At 69.9% G+C, this 17315-nt stretch carries 19 protein-coding genes and 4 tRNA genes; 15 read left to right on the top strand and 8 right to left on the bottom strand.

Features of this window, described 5'->3' with window-relative positions; translation table 11 throughout:
* Window positions 1-15: 15 nt before the first annotated feature.
* Window positions 16-870 carry a dimethylargininase gene (ddaH, locus tag BLW84_RS14680; protein WP_093265726.1) on the top strand — a complete coding sequence of 285 codons (855 nt, stop codon included), beginning with the start codon at window positions 16-18 and terminating at the stop codon, window positions 868-870.
* Window positions 871-928: 58 nt separating this feature from the next.
* Here ddaH and BLW84_RS14675 read toward each other — a convergent pair whose 3' ends face one another.
* Complete coding sequence (locus tag BLW84_RS14675) at window positions 929-1840, bottom strand: YceI family protein (protein WP_093265724.1); 912 nt, start codon at window positions 1838-1840, stop codon at window positions 929-931.
* A gap of 253 nt (window positions 1841-2093) precedes the next feature.
* Between BLW84_RS14675 and htpX the strand changes: the two genes are divergently transcribed.
* A complete protein-coding gene (gene htpX / locus BLW84_RS14670; protein WP_093265723.1) occupies window positions 2094-2969 on the top strand; it encodes a zinc metalloprotease HtpX in 876 nt (291 codons plus the stop codon).
* A 25-nt stretch (window positions 2970-2994) separates the two neighbouring features.
* On the opposite strand, the gene rfbA is transcribed toward htpX, so the two are convergent.
* The 4 genes from rfbA to BLW84_RS14650 form a co-directional block, all read right to left on the bottom strand.
* Window positions 2995-3876, bottom strand: coding sequence for a glucose-1-phosphate thymidylyltransferase RfbA (gene rfbA, locus BLW84_RS14665; RefSeq protein ID WP_093265721.1), 882 nt, complete (start codon window positions 3874-3876; stop codon window positions 2995-2997).
* A 20-nt stretch (window positions 3877-3896) separates the two neighbouring features.
* On the bottom strand, window positions 3897-4388 hold the full coding sequence (locus BLW84_RS14660; RefSeq protein ID WP_093265720.1) for a YajQ family cyclic di-GMP-binding protein: 492 nt from the start codon (window positions 4386-4388) through the stop codon (window positions 3897-3899).
* A 190-nt stretch (window positions 4389-4578) separates the two neighbouring features.
* Window positions 4579-4660, bottom strand: a tRNA-Tyr gene (locus BLW84_RS14655).
* Between the two features lie 72 nt (window positions 4661-4732).
* Window positions 4733-5041 (bottom strand): hypothetical protein, encoded by a 309-nt coding sequence (locus tag BLW84_RS14650; protein ID WP_093265718.1) that lies wholly within the window; start codon window positions 5039-5041, stop codon window positions 4733-4735.
* 104 nt (window positions 5042-5145) lie between these two features.
* Between BLW84_RS14650 and BLW84_RS14645 the strand changes: the two genes are divergently transcribed.
* A complete protein-coding gene (locus tag BLW84_RS14645; protein ID WP_093265717.1) occupies window positions 5146-5403 on the top strand; it encodes a hypothetical protein in 258 nt (85 codons plus the stop codon).
* Between the two features lie 18 nt (window positions 5404-5421).
* Here BLW84_RS14645 and BLW84_RS14640 read toward each other — a convergent pair whose 3' ends face one another.
* Window positions 5422-5841, bottom strand: a complete 420-nt coding sequence (locus tag BLW84_RS14640) for a TIGR03668 family PPOX class F420-dependent oxidoreductase (RefSeq protein ID WP_093265780.1) — start codon at window positions 5839-5841, stop codon at window positions 5422-5424.
* Window positions 5842-5869: 28 nt separating this feature from the next.
* Here BLW84_RS14640 and BLW84_RS14635 point away from each other — a divergent pair, with 28 nt between their 5' ends.
* From BLW84_RS14635 to BLW84_RS14605, 7 genes are all read left to right on the top strand, one after another.
* Window positions 5870-6847, top strand: a complete 978-nt coding sequence (locus tag BLW84_RS14635; RefSeq protein ID WP_245761144.1) for an alpha/beta hydrolase — start codon at window positions 5870-5872, stop codon at window positions 6845-6847.
* A 313-nt stretch (window positions 6848-7160) separates the two neighbouring features.
* A complete protein-coding gene (locus tag BLW84_RS14630; RefSeq protein WP_093265714.1) occupies window positions 7161-9794 on the top strand; it encodes a putative bifunctional diguanylate cyclase/phosphodiesterase in 2634 nt (877 codons plus the stop codon).
* A gap of 133 nt (window positions 9795-9927) precedes the next feature.
* A tRNA-Thr gene (locus BLW84_RS14625) sits at window positions 9928-10000 on the top strand.
* 105 nt (window positions 10001-10105) lie between these two features.
* Window positions 10106-10181 (top strand) — tRNA-Met (locus BLW84_RS14620).
* A 64-nt stretch (window positions 10182-10245) separates the two neighbouring features.
* Entirely contained in the window at window positions 10246-10410 is a 165-nt protein-coding gene (gene rpmG / locus BLW84_RS14615; protein ID WP_010315521.1) for a 50S ribosomal protein L33, read from the top strand.
* A gap of 269 nt (window positions 10411-10679) precedes the next feature.
* On the top strand, window positions 10680-11144 hold the full coding sequence (locus BLW84_RS14610; protein ID WP_093265712.1) for a MaoC family dehydratase N-terminal domain-containing protein: 465 nt from the start codon (window positions 10680-10682) through the stop codon (window positions 11142-11144).
* Window positions 11145-11280: 136 nt separating this feature from the next.
* A complete protein-coding gene (locus BLW84_RS14605; RefSeq protein ID WP_093265711.1) occupies window positions 11281-11706 on the top strand; it encodes a MaoC family dehydratase in 426 nt (141 codons plus the stop codon).
* Window positions 11707-11766: 60 nt separating this feature from the next.
* On the opposite strand, the gene BLW84_RS14600 is transcribed toward BLW84_RS14605, so the two are convergent.
* The gene (locus tag BLW84_RS14600; protein WP_093265709.1) at window positions 11767-12996 is read right to left on the bottom strand and encodes a pyridoxal phosphate-dependent aminotransferase; all 1230 of its coding nucleotides are present in this window, start codon (window positions 12994-12996) and stop codon (window positions 11767-11769) included.
* A 205-nt stretch (window positions 12997-13201) separates the two neighbouring features.
* Between BLW84_RS14600 and BLW84_RS14595 the strand changes: the two genes are divergently transcribed.
* The 5 genes from BLW84_RS14595 (at window position 13202) to rplA (ending at window position 16031) form a co-directional block, all read left to right on the top strand.
* Window positions 13202-13274, top strand: a tRNA-Trp gene (locus BLW84_RS14595).
* 30 nt (window positions 13275-13304) lie between these two features.
* Window positions 13305-13715: a preprotein translocase subunit SecE gene (gene secE, locus BLW84_RS14590; RefSeq protein WP_093265778.1), complete on the top strand. Its 411-nt coding sequence runs from the start codon at window positions 13305-13307 to the stop codon at window positions 13713-13715.
* 82 nt (window positions 13716-13797) lie between these two features.
* Window positions 13798-14649 (top strand): transcription termination/antitermination protein NusG, encoded by an 852-nt coding sequence (gene nusG / locus BLW84_RS14585; RefSeq protein ID WP_093265708.1) that lies wholly within the window; start codon window positions 13798-13800, stop codon window positions 14647-14649.
* A gap of 157 nt (window positions 14650-14806) precedes the next feature.
* Window positions 14807-15241, top strand: a complete 435-nt coding sequence (gene rplK, locus BLW84_RS14580; RefSeq protein WP_093265707.1) for a 50S ribosomal protein L11 — start codon at window positions 14807-14809, stop codon at window positions 15239-15241.
* Between the two features lie 82 nt (window positions 15242-15323).
* The gene (gene rplA / locus BLW84_RS14575; protein WP_093265706.1) at window positions 15324-16031 is read left to right on the top strand and encodes a 50S ribosomal protein L1; all 708 of its coding nucleotides are present in this window, start codon (window positions 15324-15326) and stop codon (window positions 16029-16031) included.
* A 135-nt stretch (window positions 16032-16166) separates the two neighbouring features.
* Here rplA and BLW84_RS14570 read toward each other — a convergent pair whose 3' ends face one another.
* Window positions 16167-17018, bottom strand: coding sequence for a hypothetical protein (locus BLW84_RS14570; RefSeq protein WP_093265777.1), 852 nt, complete (start codon window positions 17016-17018; stop codon window positions 16167-16169).
* Between the last annotated feature and the right edge of the window lie 297 nt (window positions 17019-17315).

Below are 17315 nucleotides of genomic sequence, written 5' to 3'. Positions count from 1 at the left end.
CTTAGATTTCGATTCATGACGGTTACCGCCGGTCCGGCTCTTGAGACCCTCGCGCCGCCCCAGACCACCACGCGGCACTACGTGATGTGCGCGCCCAAGTACTTCACCGTCGAGTACTCGATCAACCCGTGGATGGACCCGGGCACGCCGGTGGAAGCCGACCTGGCGATGGCCCAGTGGGCGGAGCTGAAGCGCACCTACGAACGGCTCGGGCACGTCGTCGAGCTGGTCGAGCCGCAGCCGGGCCTGCCGGACATGGTGTTCGCGGCCAACTCGGCGACCGTGATCGACGACCGGGTGCTGGGCGCCCGGTTCCGCGCGCCGCAGCGGGCCGCCGAGGCCGAGCACTTCCGGCGCTGGTTCGTCACCCGCGGCTACCGGAACCTGGTGATGCCGTCCCGGATCAACGAGGCGGAGGGCGACTTCGCCTGGACCGGCCGGGTGCTGCTGGCGGGCAGCGGGTTCCGCACCGATCCCGAAGCGCACGCGGAGGCCCAGGAGGTGCTCGGGGTGCCCGTGGTCTCGCTGCGGCTGGTCGACCCGCGCTACTACCACCTGGACACCGCGCTGTTCGTGCTGGAGCGCGGCGAGCGGGCGCAGATCGCCTACTTCCCGGATGCCTTCTCGCCCGGGTCGCGCCGCGTGCTGGAGCGGATGTTCCCGGATGCCGTGATCGCCGACGCCACCGACGCCGCCTGCCTCGGCCTGAACGGGGTTTCCGACGGGCGGCACGTGGTGCTGCCCGCGGAGGCGACCGGGCTCGCCGCGCAGCTGGCCGCCCGCGGCTACGAGCCGGTCCTGCTGGACATCTCCGAGCTGCGGAAGTCCGGCGGCGGCCCGAAGTGCTGCACGATGGAACTCCACGCCTGAGGGGCCGGGGTGCGAAGGGCGTCGTCGACCTGCAGCGACGCCCTTCGTCGTGGCGGCCCTACTGGTCCAGGACGGCCTGCACGCCGAGCTCGATGCTGATCGTGGGGCCGACCACGGCGATGCCCTTGGCCAGGGTGGCCTGCCAGTTGACCGAGTAGTCCTCGCGGCGCAGCGTCGCGGTCGCGTGGCAGGCGACCCGCAGGTCGCCGTCGAAGCCGGGCCCCTGCCACTTCCGCTGGCCCAGGTAGTTGGTCTCCAGCTGGACCGGGCTGCTGGTGCCGCGCAGCGCCAGGCGGCCGCTGATCATCCAGCGGTCGGCGCGCAGGTGCGTGAACCGGTCGCTGCTGAAGGTGATCCGCGGGTGGTTGGCCACGTCGAAGAAGTCCGCCGACCGCAGGTGGTCGTCGCGCATCTTCACGCCGGTCTCGATGCTGGCCGCGTCGATGGCCACCTGGATCCGCGAGTCCTCGAACCGCGGCGCCACCTCCACCACGCCGTCGTAGTTCTTGAACATCCCGTGGATCTTGGACATGCCGATGTGCTGGGCGATGAACCGGATCTCGGTGTGGTACGGGTCGAACCGGTAGCGGCCCGGGCGCGGCAGTTCCAGCGAGGCGTCCGGCTCCAGGCGGATGCCGCCGAGCGCGTAGTGCTGGTTGACCCGCACCTCCACGCGGGTGGTGTACCGGCGGTAGCCGCCCGCGCTGATCGACACCTTGTGGGTGCCGGGCGCGATCGAGGTGGCGAAGCAGCCGTAGCTGTCGGTGGTGCCGTGCGCGGACCGCTGGTTCAGCCGGTCCAGCAGCGTCACGGTCGCGCCGGGCAGCAGCGCGCCGCTCTCGTCGTGCACCTGGCAGGTCAGCAGGCCGCTGTCGAGCGGCGTCGGGGGGAGGAAGCCGCCGGAGATGCCGGTTCGCGCCGGCGTGCCCTTGCTGGTCGAGTTCTTGCGACGCAGCCTGGCGAAGATCATTCGTGCCCTCTTCCCGTCCTCCGGTCCCCGAACCGGATAAAAGTTGTGATTTCAACTAACTGACCATGGTAAGGCCGCGAGCGCGGTGGTCCGGCCTCCCGGCGGCGTTGGCTTCAGCACATCCGCCCAGCGGAACTACGACTCGCGCCGAATCGTTTTCTGGGTGACCTTCGGATTACGTGGAATGGTGTTCGGGGAGGCCATCCATCTCGGTCGGGGAACCGGGGCTGGCCCTCGGGCGGAGGCAGGCACGGTGCACAGTCACGTCAACGGTTTGAAGACCGCTCTGCTGCTCGGCGGAATGAGCGCGCTGGTCCTGCTGGTCGGGTCGATCTTCGGCCGGGCTGGCCTGGTCATCGCGTTCTTCGTGGCGCTGGGCATGAACGGTTACGCGTACTTCAACTCGGCCAACCTGGCCCTGCGCGCGATGCGCGCCCGGCCGGTGTCGGAGGCCGAGCAGCCGGCCATGTACCGGATCGTGCGCGAGCTGGCGACCTCGGCGCGGCAGCCGATGCCCGCGCTGTACATCAGCCCGACGCGCGCGCCCAACGCCTTCGCCACCGGGCGCAATCCGCGCAACGCCGCGGTGTGCTGCACGGCGGGGGTCCTCGAACTGCTCAACGAGCGCGAGCTGCGTGCCGTGCTCGGCCACGAGCTCTCGCACGTCTACAACCGCGACATCCTGATCTCCAGCGTCGCCGGGGCGCTCGCCAGCGTGGTGACCTTCCTGGCCAACTTCGGGATGTTCTTCGGCATGTTCGGCAGCCAGGACGAGGACCGGCCCAACCCGTTCGCGATGCTGCTGGTGGCGCTGCTGGGCCCGATCGCGGCCGCCGTGGTGCAGATGGCCGTCAGCCGCTCCCGCGAGTACCAGGCGGACGCGTCCGGGGCGCAGCTGACCGGGGATCCGCTGGCGCTGGCGTCCGCGCTGCGCAAGCTGGAGCGCGGCACCCAGCAGGCGCCGCTGTCACCGGAACCGCAGCTGGTGTCCCAGTCGCACCTGATGATCGCGAACCCGTTCCGGCCCGGCGAGCGGCTGGCGAGGCTGTTCTCCACGCACCCGCCGATGGCCGATCGAATCCGCCGCCTCGAAGGCATGGCCGGGCACCAGCTCCCGCCGGCCTGGTGACGCGATTTCCGCCGAAGCCGGTGGCTCAGCCCGAGGCGCCGGAGCGGCGGGCGACGTCCATGACGTACTGGCCGTAGCCCGACTTGGCCAGCTTGGCGCCGAGCTCGAAGCACTCGTCCGCCGAGATGTAACCCATGCGCAGGGCGATCTCCTCCAGGCAGGCGATCCGCACGCCCTGCCGGTGCTCCAGCACCTGCACGAACTGCGAGGCCTCCACCAGCGAGTCGTGGGTGCCGGTGTCCAGCCAGGCGAAGCCGCGGCCGAGCTGCGTCAGCCGCGCCCGGCCCGCCTGCAGGTAGGCGAGGTTGACGTCGGTGATCTCCAGCTCGCCGCGGGCCGACGGCGTCAGCCCCTTGGCGATGTCCACCACGTCGTTGTCGTAGAAGTACAGGCCGGTGATGGCCATGTTGGACTTCGGCTCCGTCGGCTTCTCCACGATCGACACCAGCCGGCCGTCCTCGCCCACCTCGCCGACGCCGTAGCGCTGCGGGTCGCGGACCGGGTAGCCGAACAAGGTGCAGCCGTCGAGATCGCGAACGCACTGCTGGAGGACCCGGGAGAAGCCCTGCCCGTAGAAGATGTTGTCGCCGAGCACCAGTGCCACCGGGTCATCGCCGATGAAGTCCGCCCCGATCACGAACGCCTCGGCGAGCCCGTTGGGCTGGGCCTGCTCGGCGTACTCGATGCGGATGCCGAACTGGGAGCCGTCCCCGAGCAGCCGCCGGAACAGCGGCATGTCGGCCGGGGTCGAGATGAGCAGCACTTCCCGGACGCCGGCCAGCATCAGCACCGACAGCGGGTAGTAGATCATCGGCTTGTCGTAGACCGGGAGCAGCTGCTTGGACACGGCCTGCGTCAGCGGATGCAGGCGCGTTCCGTTGCCGCCCGCCAGCACGATCCCCTTCACCTGGATCCTCCAGCGGTGGTTTACCGGAAATTCTCGAACTGGAGCGGGGCGTCGAAGTCGCCGGACTTCAGCAGCTGGATCACGGCCTGCAGGTCGTCCTTCTTCTTGCCGGAGACTCGCAGCTGCTCGCCCTGGATCTGGGCCTGGACGCCCTTGGGGCCCTCGTCGCGGATCTTCTTGGAGATCTTCTTCGCGATCTCCTGCGTGATGCCCTGCACGACCTTGCCGGTGGCCCGGAAGATCTGACCGGAGCTGGCCGGCTCACCCATGTCCAGCGCCTTCAGCGAGATGCCGCGCTTGATCAGCTTCTCCTTGAAGACCTCGATGGCGGCCTTGCAGCGCTCTTCCGTCTCCGACTCCAGCACCACGCCGTTCTCGCCCGACCACTGGATCTTGGAGCCGGTGCCGCGGAAGTCGAACCGGTTGGCGAGCTCCTTGGCCGCCTGGTTCAGCGCGTTGTCCACCTCTTGGTGGTCCACCTTGCTCACCACGTCGAAGGACGGGTTTGCCACGTGACTACCTCCTGTTGAGCCGAAGCAGCGCGAGCTGCGAAGTTCTGCCGCCACACGCTACCGGCCAACCCAGCACACCGGAGACCGGTCGAGCCGGAGTCGATTCGCGCTCGTTCCCGGCGTCGGCCACGAACAGCGCAAACGAAGATGCCCCCGCGACCGGATCGATCACAGGGGCATCTTCGCTGAGTGCCAGGTGGAGGATTCGAACCTCCGAAGGCATTGCCGGCTGATTTACAGTCAGCTCCCTTTGGCCGCTCGGGCAACCTGGCGTGCGCACCAGCATCGCTGGCTTGCGAGGAAATAATACATACCGGCCGCCACCGGAATTCCAGGGGGCCCGCTCAGCCCGGCTCGGGATGGAAGACCAGCGCATCGGCCTGGGCCAGGCCCGCGTCGAGCGCCGCGCGGGCCACCTCGGGCAGCCCGTCGCGAAAATCCGGCCCGGCGGCCTTGACGAGCACCATCAGCCGCTTCGCGAGCCCGCGGGCCTGGGTGAGGCGGATCTCATCGGCCGCCAGCACCTGGCGGGAGTCGGCGATCAGCTTGCGGTAGCGGTGGTTGAGCTCGGCGTGTTCGTCGACGACGTCCAGCGCGCTCGCCAGATCCGCGAGTTCCGCCGTGCTGACCAGGACAAAGTACGGATCGGGCACGAATCCGCAGCCTAGTTGACCCGCGCCCGCCGGCCGCCGGGCGCGGGTTGGCGTCTTCTCGGCAGCACCGGCCGACGGTGCCGCGACCGGGCTAACCTGGGCAGATGGCCATAGATCGAGCAGGTCGGGCGAAGCGGCGGCAGGAGCAGCGCGCCGCGGAGCCGCCCACCCCGGCGCAGCCCGAGGAGCAGCGCCGGACCGCCTCGGCGGCGCTGGGCGTCGAGGGCCTGTTCAGCGCGGGAGCCAGGCACCAGCTGGAACAGCTCGCCTGGGTCGAGGTCGTCAAGGAGGACGACCGGGAGGCGGGCGGCCCGCTCGACCTCGACTCGGACGTCGTCCACCTGGAGCGGAAGCGGGCCTGAGGCCCCGTCGCCGGAGCATCACGGCGGTTCGGCCGACCAGGCGCTCCACCGCGTCACCCGGATCACGATCAACGTGCCCGTCGGCGGATTCTCCCGGTACTGCGGGTACTTCTCCGCGAGCGCCGCGACGAGGTCCGGGCGCGCCGCGCCGCCGGTCTGCTCCGCCTCGCCGTCGGCGCGCGCCCACCACAGGCGGGACCAGTCGTCCTCGTAGTGGTCGGCGAGCAGCGCCACCTGCGGGTTCGCGGCGATGTTGCGCAGCCGCCTGAGGTTCGTGGTCCGCTTCGGCTTGTGATCCACTGCGGTGACGATCACATCCCCGCGGATCGCGAAGGTGATCGGCACCAGATGCGGTCGTCCCAGCTCATCGGTGCTGGCCAGGCGCGCTACCCGTGCCCTCGCGAACCAGGTCCGTGCCTGCTGTTGGCTGATGCGCATCGTCCGGTCCGGTCCGTATGTTCGGAGTGTGCCTTCGGCTCCATCCACCCCAGGGTCCGCCACCGTCGTCGGCCCCGGCTACCGCGACCAGCAGTACTGGCTCCGCTACCAGGACTTCTTCCCCGGTGCGCTCCGCGTCACCGCGGAGAACGCCCCGGCCGAGCAGTGGTGGCCGTGGCGCGGCACGGCGGTCCACCTCGACCGCGTCGCGCGCCCGCGCGCTCCGACCAAGCTGATCGCGTTGCACGGAGTCGGCACCTACGGCCGCATGCTCGCCCCGTACGGGCGGCTGCCATCGCTGGCGGACTTCGAATTCATCGCCCCGGACCTGCCCGGCTTCGGCCTGACCGGCGCCTCCCGGCGCGCGATCACCTACCGGGACTGGGTTTCCTGCGTGCTGGACCTGGTCGAGGCCGAGCGGTCTCGCGACGAGCGGCCGATCGTGCTGCTCGGCATCAGCACCGGCGGCCGGCTCGCCTACGACGTCGCCGCGCAGGCCGGCGGCGCGGTGGCCGGCGTGATCGCGACCTGCCTGGCCGACCCGCAGCGCGACGACGTCCGGCGGCGGCTCGCGGCCCGGCCGGAGATGGCCCAGTGGGCCGGGCTGCTGACGCTGGTCCCGAAGCCGCTCGCGGCGGCGCGGGTGCCGGTGCACTGGCTGACGAACATCGCCGCCGCGTCCAACCACGGCCAGTTCGCCAACCTGGTGTGGGCCGACGAGATCGGCGGCGGCAGCTGGCTCGCGTTGGGCTTCGCCCGCAGCTGCCTGGCCACTCCGCCCGCGGTGGCGCCCGAGGACTACGCTGGGCCGCCGCTGCTGCTGGCGCACCCCGACGACGACCGGTGGACGCCGCTGCTGCTGTCCCGCCAGTTCTTCGACCGGATCGCCGGGCCCACCCGCTTCGCGCCCCTCAGCGGCGCCGGCCACCTCCCGGTGGAGGAGTCGGGGCTGGCGGATCTCGACCGCGCGGTCCGGGATTTCCTCGACGAGTTCGGACTGCAGTAGTAACCGTCCGTTTTCGCCGATCGCGTACGGTATCCGGCCCGATCGGTTGCTGCGGCGATCATCACAAAATGTCGGGGTGCGACTCATCGCACCCGGCGGACCGCGGCGCTCGGCGGTCGTTGTGAAATCTTTGCAGGTCAACTCGCGGAGCTGTGCAAAGATGTCGGCGCGAACCACCCGCATCAACGCAGATGCGTGCGTCTGGCAGATGCGACGGGGACCATTGGCCCCTGGCCTTCCGCGCGGTCGTGCGTCACGATTTGCCTCGGCATTCGTGTGGTGCGCACGCGCCGCCGGCTTGGGAGGAGCGTGGATGATCGAGCGTCACCGCTCCCTCGGTCCGCAATCCGGCCTGGAATCCGCCCGCCCACCGGTGCGCGCCGAGGTGGACCCGGTCCGGCGCCGGATGTTCACCGGCTTCTCGTTCGTGGTCCTCGCCGCCGGCATCCTCGCGTCCGCCGCGACCTCCGCCTGGCTGCCCTTCCACTACCGCTCGGACCTGCTGTTCATCGGCCCGCTGCTGGCCATGGGCTTCCTGCTGGCCGAGCAGCTGACCATCGACGTCGACGTGAAGCGGGTCGGCTGGACCATCTCGTTCACCGAGATCCCGCTGATCCTCGGCCTGCTGACGGTGCCGTTCGAGGTGGTGCTCGCGGCCAACCTGCTGGCCGGGCTCGGCGCGCAGGTCGGCCGTCGCGCGGCCACCCACGTCGTCTACAACGCGGGCGTCCTGTGCCTGGAGATCGCGGTGCCGTTCGCGGTGGCCAACGCGGTCAACCTGGCGCTGGTCGGCGTGGCCCCGGCCTGGTTCGGCCCGGTCGTCGGCACCCTGACGTCGCCGCTGATCAGCTGCGCCTTCGCGCTCGCCGCGCTGCACGTGCTGGGCGGCGCGATGCGGGTGTCCGCCGGCGTGCGGCTCGCGGTGAACACGCTGGCCGTGGGCCTGCTCAACACCTCGGTGGGCCTGGTGGGCTACGAGGTCTCGATCAGCACGCCGTGGGGCTGGCTGCTGGTGGCGCTGGTCGCGGTGGCCGTGATCGGCCTGTACCGCGCCTACTCCGGCCTGCTGCGCGAGCAGCGCGACCTGGAGGCGCTCAGCGACGTCAGCCTGAGCGTGGCCCGCTCCGGGCAGACCGCCGCGCACGGCCCGTCCGACGCCGTGACCGGCGAGCCGGAGGTGTCGGTCAGCGAGTGGGAGCCGGTCGCGGAGCGGATCCGGGAGCAGCTGAACGCGACCCGCGTGGTGCTGCGGCTGCGGCTGGATCCCAGCGGCGAGGTCAGCACGCTGGTCGCGGGCGAGCCGCTGCCGGAGCTGGCGCAGCAAGCCGCGCCCTCGGCCCTGCGCGACGACCCGCTGCTCCAGCTGCCGGGCAGCCACGTGCGCTCCTTCCGGACGCTCGAGGCGCCCGAAGAGGTTCGGCGCGCGCTGCGCCAACGCGGCGCCTATGAGGCGCTCGTGGTGCCGCTGCGCGGCGCGAGCCAGCTGCTCGGTGCGGTGGAGGTGCACGACCGGGTCAGCCGGTGGCGCGGCTTCGGCCGGGCCGACGTGCGACTGCTGCACACCCTGGCCAGCCACCTCGCGACCGCGATGGACAACCGCAGGCTGCTCGCGCGGCTGCGGCACGACGCCTACCACGATCCGCTGACCGGCCTGCTCAACCGGACCGGCTTCCGCGAGATGGCCGCCGAGGAGCTGCGCAACGGGCGCACCGCGGTCGTGCTGCGGATGGACCTCGACGTGCTCACCACCGTCAGCGAGGCCCTCGGCTACACCTGGGGCGACCGGATGATCGTCGCCGCCGGGCGCCGGATGCGCGACGAACTCGGCGAGGCGCCGCTGGCCAGGCTCGAAGCGAACTCCTTCGCGGTGCTGCTGCTGGACCACAGCGAGGCGCAGGCGCACGAGTTCGCCCAGCACCTGCGCGAGGTGATCGGCAAGCCGTACCCGCTGGACCGGATCGTGGTGGAGGCCGCGGGCGTCGCCGGGTACGCCTCGTCCGCGCCGGCCGACGGCGAGTGCGAGACCGACATCGACACCCTCCTGCAGCGCTCCGACGTCGCGGTCCGGGCGGCCCGCAACGGCGAGGACGGGGTGCGCGGCTACGCCCCCGCGATGGGCCAGGTCTTCCTGCGCCGCTTCCAGCTGGTCACCCAGTTCCGGCAGGCGCTGGACACCGGCCAGGTCGAGGTGCACTACCAGCCGAAGGTCGCGCTGCCCGAACGCCAGGTGGTGGGCGCCGAGGCCCTCGTGCGCTGGTCGCACCCCGAGTACGGGCGGCTGGACCCGGACGAGTTCGTGCCGCTGGTGGAGGCGACCGGGCTGGTCGACGCGCTCACCTCGTTCGTCATGGAGTGCGCGCTGGTCAAGATCCGGCAGTGGATGGATCGCGGCCTGCGGATGTCGGTGGCGGTGAACCTGTCGGTGCGCAACCTCGCCGACGAGACCTTCCCGGACCGGGTCGGCGAGGCGCTGCTGCGCCACGACATCCCGCCGGAGCTGCTCACCTTCGAGCTGACCGAGTCCGGCGTGATGGCCGATCCCGAGCGCTCCTTGCCGCTGCTGCGGCGGCTGCACGCGATGGGCGTGGTGCTGGCGGTGGACGACTTCGGCACCGGCTACTCGTCGCTGGCCTACCTGCGGCAGCTGCCGGTGGACGAGGTGAAGATCGACAAGAGCTTCGTGCTCGGCATGGGCACCGACCTCGGCGACATGGCGGTGGTGCGCTCCATCGTCGAGCTCGGGCACTCGCTGGACCTCGCGGTGGTCGCCGAGGGCGTGGAGGACGACGCCGCCCGCGATCAGCTGGTGGAGATGGGCTGCGACGTCGCCCAGGGCTACCTGATCTCGCGCCCGCTTTCCGAGGAGCGGTTCGAGGCGTGGCTGCAGGCCCGCACCAAGCGCGGCCGGGGCGCCCGGTCCGAGACCGTCCTCACACTCCTGCACTGAGCCCGGTTTTCGCCTCCGCGCGCCGCCCGAGGGCCGAAAACCCCGCCATGACCTGCGTTTTCACGAAAAGGTACCCCCCTGTTTCGAGGAGGTGCGGGTGGTGTGTAAAGTTCTAGACGTTCCGCAAGGAAACGCCCCAATAGCTCAGTCGGCAGAGCGTCTCCATGGTAAGGAGAAGGTCTACGGTTCGATTCCGTATTGGGGCTCGAAAGACAGCTGCGGTACTCGGTAAACTGGGTGCTGTGGCTGTTTTGCATGGGATATCCTGCGTCGGCTGAGGCGCGAGGTGCGTGCACCGAAGGTCCCAGCATGGCGGTGTAGCTCAGTCGGTAGAGCAAGCGGCTCATAATCGCTGTGTCGCCGGTTCAAGTCCGGCCACCGCTACCAGTCACGGGTTCGCGCGGATCTCCAGCGAACCGTTCCGGATTACGACAGAGAGAAAGGCACCCCCGTGGCCGCCACCGATGTCCGACCCAAGATCACGCTGGCGTGCGAGGAGTGCAAGCACCGCAACTACATCACCAACAAGAACCGGCGCAACGACCCGGACCGTTTGGAGATGAAGAAGTTCTGCCCGAACTGCGGTACGCACAAGCTGCACAAGGAAACCCGCTGACCGATCGGGCGGACCCTGCTCGCGCTTCGCGCTTCGCCGAGGCTCGGTCAGGGTGCTGTTTGGGGGCCGAGCCCCCCAAGCTCCCTACGGTGCGGTGGCCGCCTTGCGGCGGCTCCTCGCGAGGAGTGCAGTTCCCGGCCTGTGTGCCAACCAGCCTTATCCGAAAGCCCGTCCTGAATCTGGGGCGGGCTTTCGTCGTTCTGGGGCGAGGTCGGGCGGCGGTCGTTCGGGGCGCAGGTGGGGCCGACCTCGTCGGGTAGCCTGCGGGCGTGCCGCTTGACCAGTCATTCATCGGGCGTGAGTACCCGCCCACGGCCGCCTACGAGGTGGGCCGGGAGAAGATCCGCGAGTTCGCCGCGGCCATCAAGGACGACTCGCCGCTGTACCGCGACGCCGACGCCGCCAAGGCCGCCGGCTACCCGGACGTGATCGCGCCGCCGACGTTCGCGGTGATCCTCTCCATGGCCGCCCACGACGCGATCGTCGAGGACCCGCAGCTCGGCCTGGACTACAGCCGCGTGGTGCACGGCCAGCAGGAGTTCACCCACCACCGGCCGATCCGAGCGGGCGACCGCCTCGTCACCGTGGTGCACGTGGACGACATCAAGGCCCGCGCGGGCAACGACTTCCTGACGGTGCGCGCCGAGATCGGCACCGTCGACGGCGAGCCGGTGTGCACCGCGAAGTCGATGCTGGTGGCCCGCGGCACGGCCGACGAGGGGGAGGGCGCATGAGTAGCCCTGTGCCAACCCGAGTCCTCCTCAACCGCACCTCAGGGGAACGTGACGCGAACCAGCCACAAGAAACTGCGAAAAGCGGGATTGAGCCGGACGCAACCACAACTGTGAAACGCGGAGAGGCGGAACTGGCATGAGCGTTCGGATGTCCGAGGTCGCCGTCGGCGACCAGCTGCCGGCGCTGAGCGTGCCGCTCACCCGCGCCGACCTGGTCCGCTACGCAGGCGCGTCCGGCGACTTCAACCCGATTCACTGGAACGGGCGGTTCGCGACCGAGGTCGGCCTGCCCGACGTGATCGCCCACGGGATGCTCACGATGGCCGTCGCCGGCCGCCTGGTCAGCGAGTGGACGGGCGACCCGGGCGCGATCTTGCACTACGGCGTGCGGTTCACCCGGCCGGTGGTGGTCCCCGATGACGGAACCGGGGCGATGGTCGAGCTGACCGGCAAGGTCGCGAAGAAGAACGACGACGGCACGGTGAAGATCAACATCACGGCCCGCAGCGCGGACCAGGGCGTCCTCGGCGGCGCCAGCGCCACTGTCCGACTCCCGGAGTAGCGAGAACGTGAAAGGCTCCCCCGGCTGCTCGGCCGGGGGAGCCTTTCGCGTGTTGTGGGACTACTTGGCCTCGCCGAGGAGTTCCGCCATCCGGGTCACGCCGGTGACGAGGTCCTCGTCGCCGAGGGCGTAGGACAGGCGGAAGTAGCCCGGGGTGCCGAAGGCCTCGCCCGGGACCACCGCGACCTCCGCCTGCTCCAGCACCAGGCTCGCCAGCTCCACGCTGGTCTCCGGGCGGACGCCGCGGATCTCCTTGCCCAGCAGGCCCTTGACCGACGGGTACGCGTAGAACGCGCCCTGCGGCTCCGGGCAGCTGACGCCGGGGATCGCCGAGAGCAGCTCGACGATCTTGCGGCGGCGGCGGTCGAACGCCGAGCGCATCTCCGCGACGGCGTCCAGGGAGCCGCTGACGGCCTCCAGGGCGGCCCGCTGCGAGACGTTGGCGACGTTGGACGACAGGTGCGACTGGAGGTTGCTGGCCGCCTTGATGACGTCCTGCGGGCCGATCATCCAGCCCACCCGCCAGCCGGTCATGGCGTAGGTCTTGGCGACCCCGTTGAGCACCACGCAGGTGTCGGCGAGCTCCGGGACCACGGCGGGCATCGACACGTGCCGGGCGTCGCCGTAGACCAGGTGTTCGTAGATCTCGTCGGTGATCACCCAGATGCCGTGCTCGACCGCCCAGCGGCCGATCGCCTCGACCTGCTCCGGCGGGTAGATCGCGCCGGTCGGGTTGGACGGCGAGTTGAACAGCAGCACCTTGGTGCGCGGCGTCCGCGCGGCCTCCAGCTGCTCGATGGAAACCAGGTAGCCGGTCGACTCGTCGGCGGGCACCACGACCGGAACTCCACCCGGCAGGGTGATCGCCTCCGGGTAGGTGGTCCAGTACGGGGCGGGCAGCAGCACCTCGTCACCCGGGTCGATCAGCGTCTGGAACGCCTGGTAGACGGCCTGCTTGCCGCCGTTGGTTACCAGCACCTGATTGGCCTGCACGGTGTAGGCGGAGTCCCGCAGGGTCTTCGCGGCGATGGCCTCGCGCAGCTCCGGCAGGCCGGCCGCCGGGCTGTAGCGGTGGTTCTTCGGGTCGGAGCAGGCGGCGATGGCGGCATCCACGATCGGCTGCGGCGTCGGGAAGTCCGGCTCGCCGGCGCCGAACCCGATCACCGGTCGGCCGGCCGCCTTGAGCGCCTTCGCCTTGGCGTCCACGGCCAGCGTGGCGGACTCGCTGATCCCGCCGATCCGCGCGGACACCCGCGCCCTGGTCTCTTGGTCTGTCTGAGGTGCGGCCATGCTTGCATCCTGACAGATGCGGCGTGTCGTCGAACACGCTCCCCACCTGCGGCGGAGTTGTTCATGACCCGGCTCAGGGGGTGCCGTTGGAGCAAGGTCGTCGGCGTGCCGTACACTTTCGAACCTGGATGCCTGAACACCGTGGAACCCCGGTTCCAAGGCCGGTGGCGGGCGTCCTGAATGCGGTCGAGCTCCAGGGCCGCAAAGGGGTGTAGCTCAATTGGCAGAGCAGCGGTCTCCAAAACCGCAGGTTGCAGGTTCAAGTCCTGTCACCCCTGCGTCGATGCGACGGTGAGCGGAGGATGGGCGTGAGCGAGGACCGCGAGCAGGAGCAGGACGGAGCGCGCGAAGACGCAGCCCGTCCGTCCAGCGCCGCGGCGCGGCGCGAGCGCCGTGCCTCCGCCCGTCCGGCCGGTCGCAAGGGCCGGTCCGGTGAGCCGGGTTCGGCCGGAGCGGACTCGGCGCGCACAACTGAGTCGAAGGGTCGGCCGACCCCGTCGCGGGATGGCCGGCAGGGTCGGGTTTCGCTGTTCCGGAAGATCGGACGCTTCCTGCGCGAGGTCGTCGCCGAACTGCGCAAGGTCATCTGGCCGACACGCAAGGCGCTGGCGACCTACACCCTCGTGGTGCTGGTCTTCGTCAGCATCATGGTGGCGTTCGTGGCCGGCGTGGACGTGCTCTTCGCCAAGGGCGTGGGCTGGCTGTTCGGCTCCGGCTGAACGGCTGCGGGCCCGCCCTAGGTGGTGCCGGCGGCGGAACGACGACCCGGCACGCAACGCACGAGAGGAAGCGAGACCGACTGTGACCTCCCACGAGGGCCAGGAATCCACCGGCCTCACCGACGAGCAGGTGCAGCCCGAGGCCGCGGAGGCCGAGGCGACCGCCGACTCGGTCGACGCAGTCGAATCCGCGGACAGCGCCGACTCCGGCGAGGACACCGACTCGGCCGACGAGGCCGAGGAGTCGGCTGAGGACGCCGACGAGTCCGGTGAGGAAGACGAGGCCGGCGAAGAAGGCGAAGCCGGCGAGGAAGCGCCCGCCGAAGCGGACCCGGTCGAGGAGCTGCGCGCGGCGCTGCGGCGCGCCCCCGGCGACTGGTACGTCGTGCACTCCTACGCGGGCTACGAGAACAAGGTCAAGACCAACCTCGAAACGCGGGCCCAGACGCTCGACGTCGAGGACTTCATCTTCCAGGTCGAGGTGCCGACCGAAGAGGTCACCGAGATCAAGAACGGCCAGCGCAAGCTGGTGCAGCGCAAGGTGCTGCCCGGCTACATCCTGGTCCGGATGGAGCTCAACGACGCGTCCTGGAGCGCGGTGCGCAACACGCCGGGCGTCACCGGCTTCGTCGGCGCCACCTCCAAGCCGTCGCCGCTGACCATCGACGACGTGCTGAAGTTCCTGGCGCCGCAGGTCGAGGAGAAGAAGGCCGAGCCGGGCAAGAAGGCCGCCGCGGCCGGCGCCGCCAAGCCCGCGGTCGAGGTCGACTTCGAGGTCGGCGAGTCCGTCACCGTCATGGACGGGCCGTTCGCGACCCTGCCCGCGACGATCAACGAGGTCAACCCGGACGCCCAGAAGCTCAAGGTGCTGGTGTCGATCTTCGGCCGCGAAACGCCGGTTGAACTTTCGTTCAGCCAGGTTTCCAAGATCTGACCGCCCTCCCGCGGGTGCGGGAGAGCGGCGGCTGCGCGCGGATCTGGCAGGACCCGTGCGCAGAACCGGGCGAAGCCACCGTTTCGTGGTCTCGCCGATTCGGCTCCGCCACTAGGCGGGGCCGGGCAACCGGATAGCGAAGACACAGGAAGCAAACATGCCGCCCAAGAAGAAGAAGCTCGCAGCGATCATCAAGCTGCAGATCCAGGCCGGCCAGGCCAACCCGGCCCCGCCGGTCGGCCCGGCGCTGGGTCAGCACGGCGTCAACATCATGGAGTTCTGCAAGGCCTACAACGCCGCCACGGAGAGCCAGCGTGGCAACGTCGTGCCGGTCGAGATCTCCGTGTTCGAAGACCGCTCCTTCAGCTTCGCGCTGAAGACCCCGCCGGCGGCCAAGCTGCTGCTCAAGGCGGCGGGCGTGGCCAAGGGCAGCGGCGAGCCGCACAAGACCAAGGTCGGCAAGGTCTCCATGGACCAGGTCCGCGAGATCGCGCAGACCAAGATGGCCGACCTCAACGCCAACGACATCGACCAGGCCGCCAAGATCATCGCCGGCACCGCCCGGTCGATGGGCCTGACGGTCGAGGGCTGACCCAGCCGGACGGCTGGCAGTGTGGGAGGGCTCTAGCGCAGCCCGACCAACCACAACTGATCCACCTGCGATAGGGACAGAAATGGCAAAGCGCAGCAAGGCATATCAGCAGGCGGCCGAGCTGATCGATCGCGCGCGGCTGTACGCGCCGACGGAGGCCGCCGAGCTGGCCAAGAAGACCGCCAAGGTCAAGTACGACGCCACCGTTGAGGTGGCGCTGCGGCTGGGCGTCGACCCCCGCAAGGCAGACCAGATGGTCCGCGGCACCGTGAACCTGCCGCACGGCACTGGTAAGACTGCCCGCGTCATCGTGTTCGCCGTCGGGGACAAGGCCGCCGAGGCCGAGGCCGCCGGTGCGGACGCGGTTGGTTCCGAGGACCTGATCGAGCGCATTCAGGGCGGCTGGCTCGATTTCGACGCGGCGATCGCCACCCCGGACCAGATGGCCAAGGTCGGCAAGATCGCTCGGGTGCTCGGCCCGCGCGGCCTGATGCCGAACCCGAAGACCGGCACCGTCACTCCGAACGTCACCAAGGCGATCACGGAGATCAAGGGCGGTAAGATCAACTTCCGCGTCGACAAGCAGGCCAACCTGCACTTCATCATCGGCAAGGTGTCCTTCGACACCGAGAAGCTGGTGGAGAACTACGCGGCGGCGCTGGACGAGATCCTGCGCGCGAAGCCGTCGGCGTCGAAGGGCCGGTACCTGAAGAAGGTCACCTTCACCACCACGATGGGCCCGGGCATCCCGGTCGACCCGAACGCGACCCGGGTCGCGGCCTCGGCCTGATCCCGGAGTTCCGCTGAGAGGGCGGGCCACCCCACCAGGGGCGGCCCGCCCTTTCGCTATCCAAGCTTCGTTTTAGCTGGTCAGGTTCCGTGAGTGCTTTGGGGCGCCATAGCACCCCAAAACGCTCACGGGCGGTCAGCGGTCGCAGTCGTCGGCTTGGAGGGCGTAGGCACTGATCGTCCAGCCGCCGTCCGGCTGCTTGGTGAGCTTGAAGGTGCCGAGCCGGGGGCCGCCGTTGACCCGAACCCGGCAGCCGAGGACCTGAGCCTCCGACCCGATTTCGGTCACCGCGTTGTGGTCGAACTTAGGGTTCGCGTACGCGTTCGGGTCGGTGATCTGGCTGTGCAGCTGGCGCGCTGCAGTGGCGCAGTCCGATGCCCCGTGGGCTTGGAAGAAGCCGGATTTGCCATCGTCGCTGAACAGATCGCAGGTCCGCTCAGGGTTCGGTCCGCGCAGCCAGTTGTAGACGCCGCGCACTGCCTGTTGCGGGTTCTCTGACTTAACCGGCACCGAGTCGACCGGCACGCCCCCGTTGCTGGTTCCATCGCCGTTGCCACTGGAGCCGCCGAAAAAGGAGGTGACCTGGTTGATCAGGTAGCTGATTAGCCACAGTGCCAGCAGCAGTGCTAGTACCCAGTAGATCAGGCGGCGGACCAGCTTGTAGCGCAGCAGGCCCAGGGCTCGCTTCCACCAGGCCTTCTTCGGGTCTTGCGGCTTCGCCGCCGGGGGCACCGCGGGCGGCGGGACCGCTACGTCACCGCCCTGGGACTGCTGCCATTCGCGGAACTTCTGGAACTCCAGGAATTGCTGGTACTGGCGGAACTCCGCGTCGTCCGCCGACTGCTGCGGGCGGGCCGGTGCGTCGGTCTCGACGACCTCGCTGTCCACCACCTCGGCGTCGACGACCTCCGCGGTGCGCGATTTCTCCGGCAGGTTCGGGCCGGGCTCCGGGCGGGGCGACTCGTGCTGATCAGCCACGCCCAACATGATGCCCGGCCGTCGCATCCAGGTCACGACCGGTGACCGCCGGAAATCGAGGCGGGGGTGGTTGGTGGGCCCCGGGGCGGGTCGCGTACGCTGGTCGAGGTTCCACCCAAGACCGTAGGTCTTCTTCGCACCCCGCCAGGGGTGGGGAGAACGAAGGTCCCGTGAGATGCGGGCGGCCCGCGCAGGAGGGACGAGGCTATCCGTGCGCGCCACTGCGCGCCCATGATCTTGACGCCCCGTGCTTGCTGCGCCGGGGCGTTTTGTCGTCTCAGGACCGGCTGGATGCGGATCACAGTC

This window comes from Saccharopolyspora shandongensis (assembly GCF_900106995.1).
Classification (GTDB): Bacteria; Actinomycetota; Actinomycetes; order Mycobacteriales; family Pseudonocardiaceae; genus Saccharopolyspora; species Saccharopolyspora shandongensis.
The sequence above is the reverse complement of the archived record's forward strand: the minus strand, read 5'-3'. Positions and strand labels throughout refer to the sequence as shown.

Excerpts from the sequence above, each read along its gene's own strand:
- ddaH (WP_093265726.1), top strand. The coding sequence starts at position 16 with ATGACGGTTACCGCCGGTCCGGCTCTTGAGACCCTCGCGCCGCCCCAG.
- BLW84_RS14675 (WP_093265724.1), bottom strand. The coding sequence starts at position 1,840 with ATGATCTTCGCCAGGCTGCGTCGCAAGAACTCGACCAGCAAGGGCACG.
- BLW84_RS14645 (WP_093265717.1), top strand. The coding sequence starts at position 5,146 with ATGGCCATAGATCGAGCAGGTCGGGCGAAGCGGCGGCAGGAGCAGCGC.
- BLW84_RS14640 (WP_093265780.1), bottom strand. The coding sequence starts at position 5,841 with ATGCGCATCAGCCAACAGCAGGCACGGACCTGGTTCGCGAGGGCACGG.
- BLW84_RS14630 (WP_093265714.1), top strand. The coding sequence starts at position 7,161 with ATGATCGAGCGTCACCGCTCCCTCGGTCCGCAATCCGGCCTGGAATCC.
- BLW84_RS14605 (WP_093265711.1), top strand. The coding sequence starts at position 11,281 with ATGAGCGTTCGGATGTCCGAGGTCGCCGTCGGCGACCAGCTGCCGGCG.
- BLW84_RS14600 (WP_093265709.1), bottom strand. The coding sequence starts at position 12,996 with ATGGCCGCACCTCAGACAGACCAAGAGACCAGGGCGCGGGTGTCCGCG.
- rplK (WP_093265707.1), top strand. The coding sequence starts at position 14,807 with ATGCCGCCCAAGAAGAAGAAGCTCGCAGCGATCATCAAGCTGCAGATC.
- rplA (WP_093265706.1), top strand. The coding sequence starts at position 15,324 with ATGGCAAAGCGCAGCAAGGCATATCAGCAGGCGGCCGAGCTGATCGAT.
- BLW84_RS14570 (WP_093265777.1), bottom strand. The coding sequence starts at position 17,018 with ATGTTGGGCGTGGCTGATCAGCACGAGTCGCCCCGCCCGGAGCCCGGC.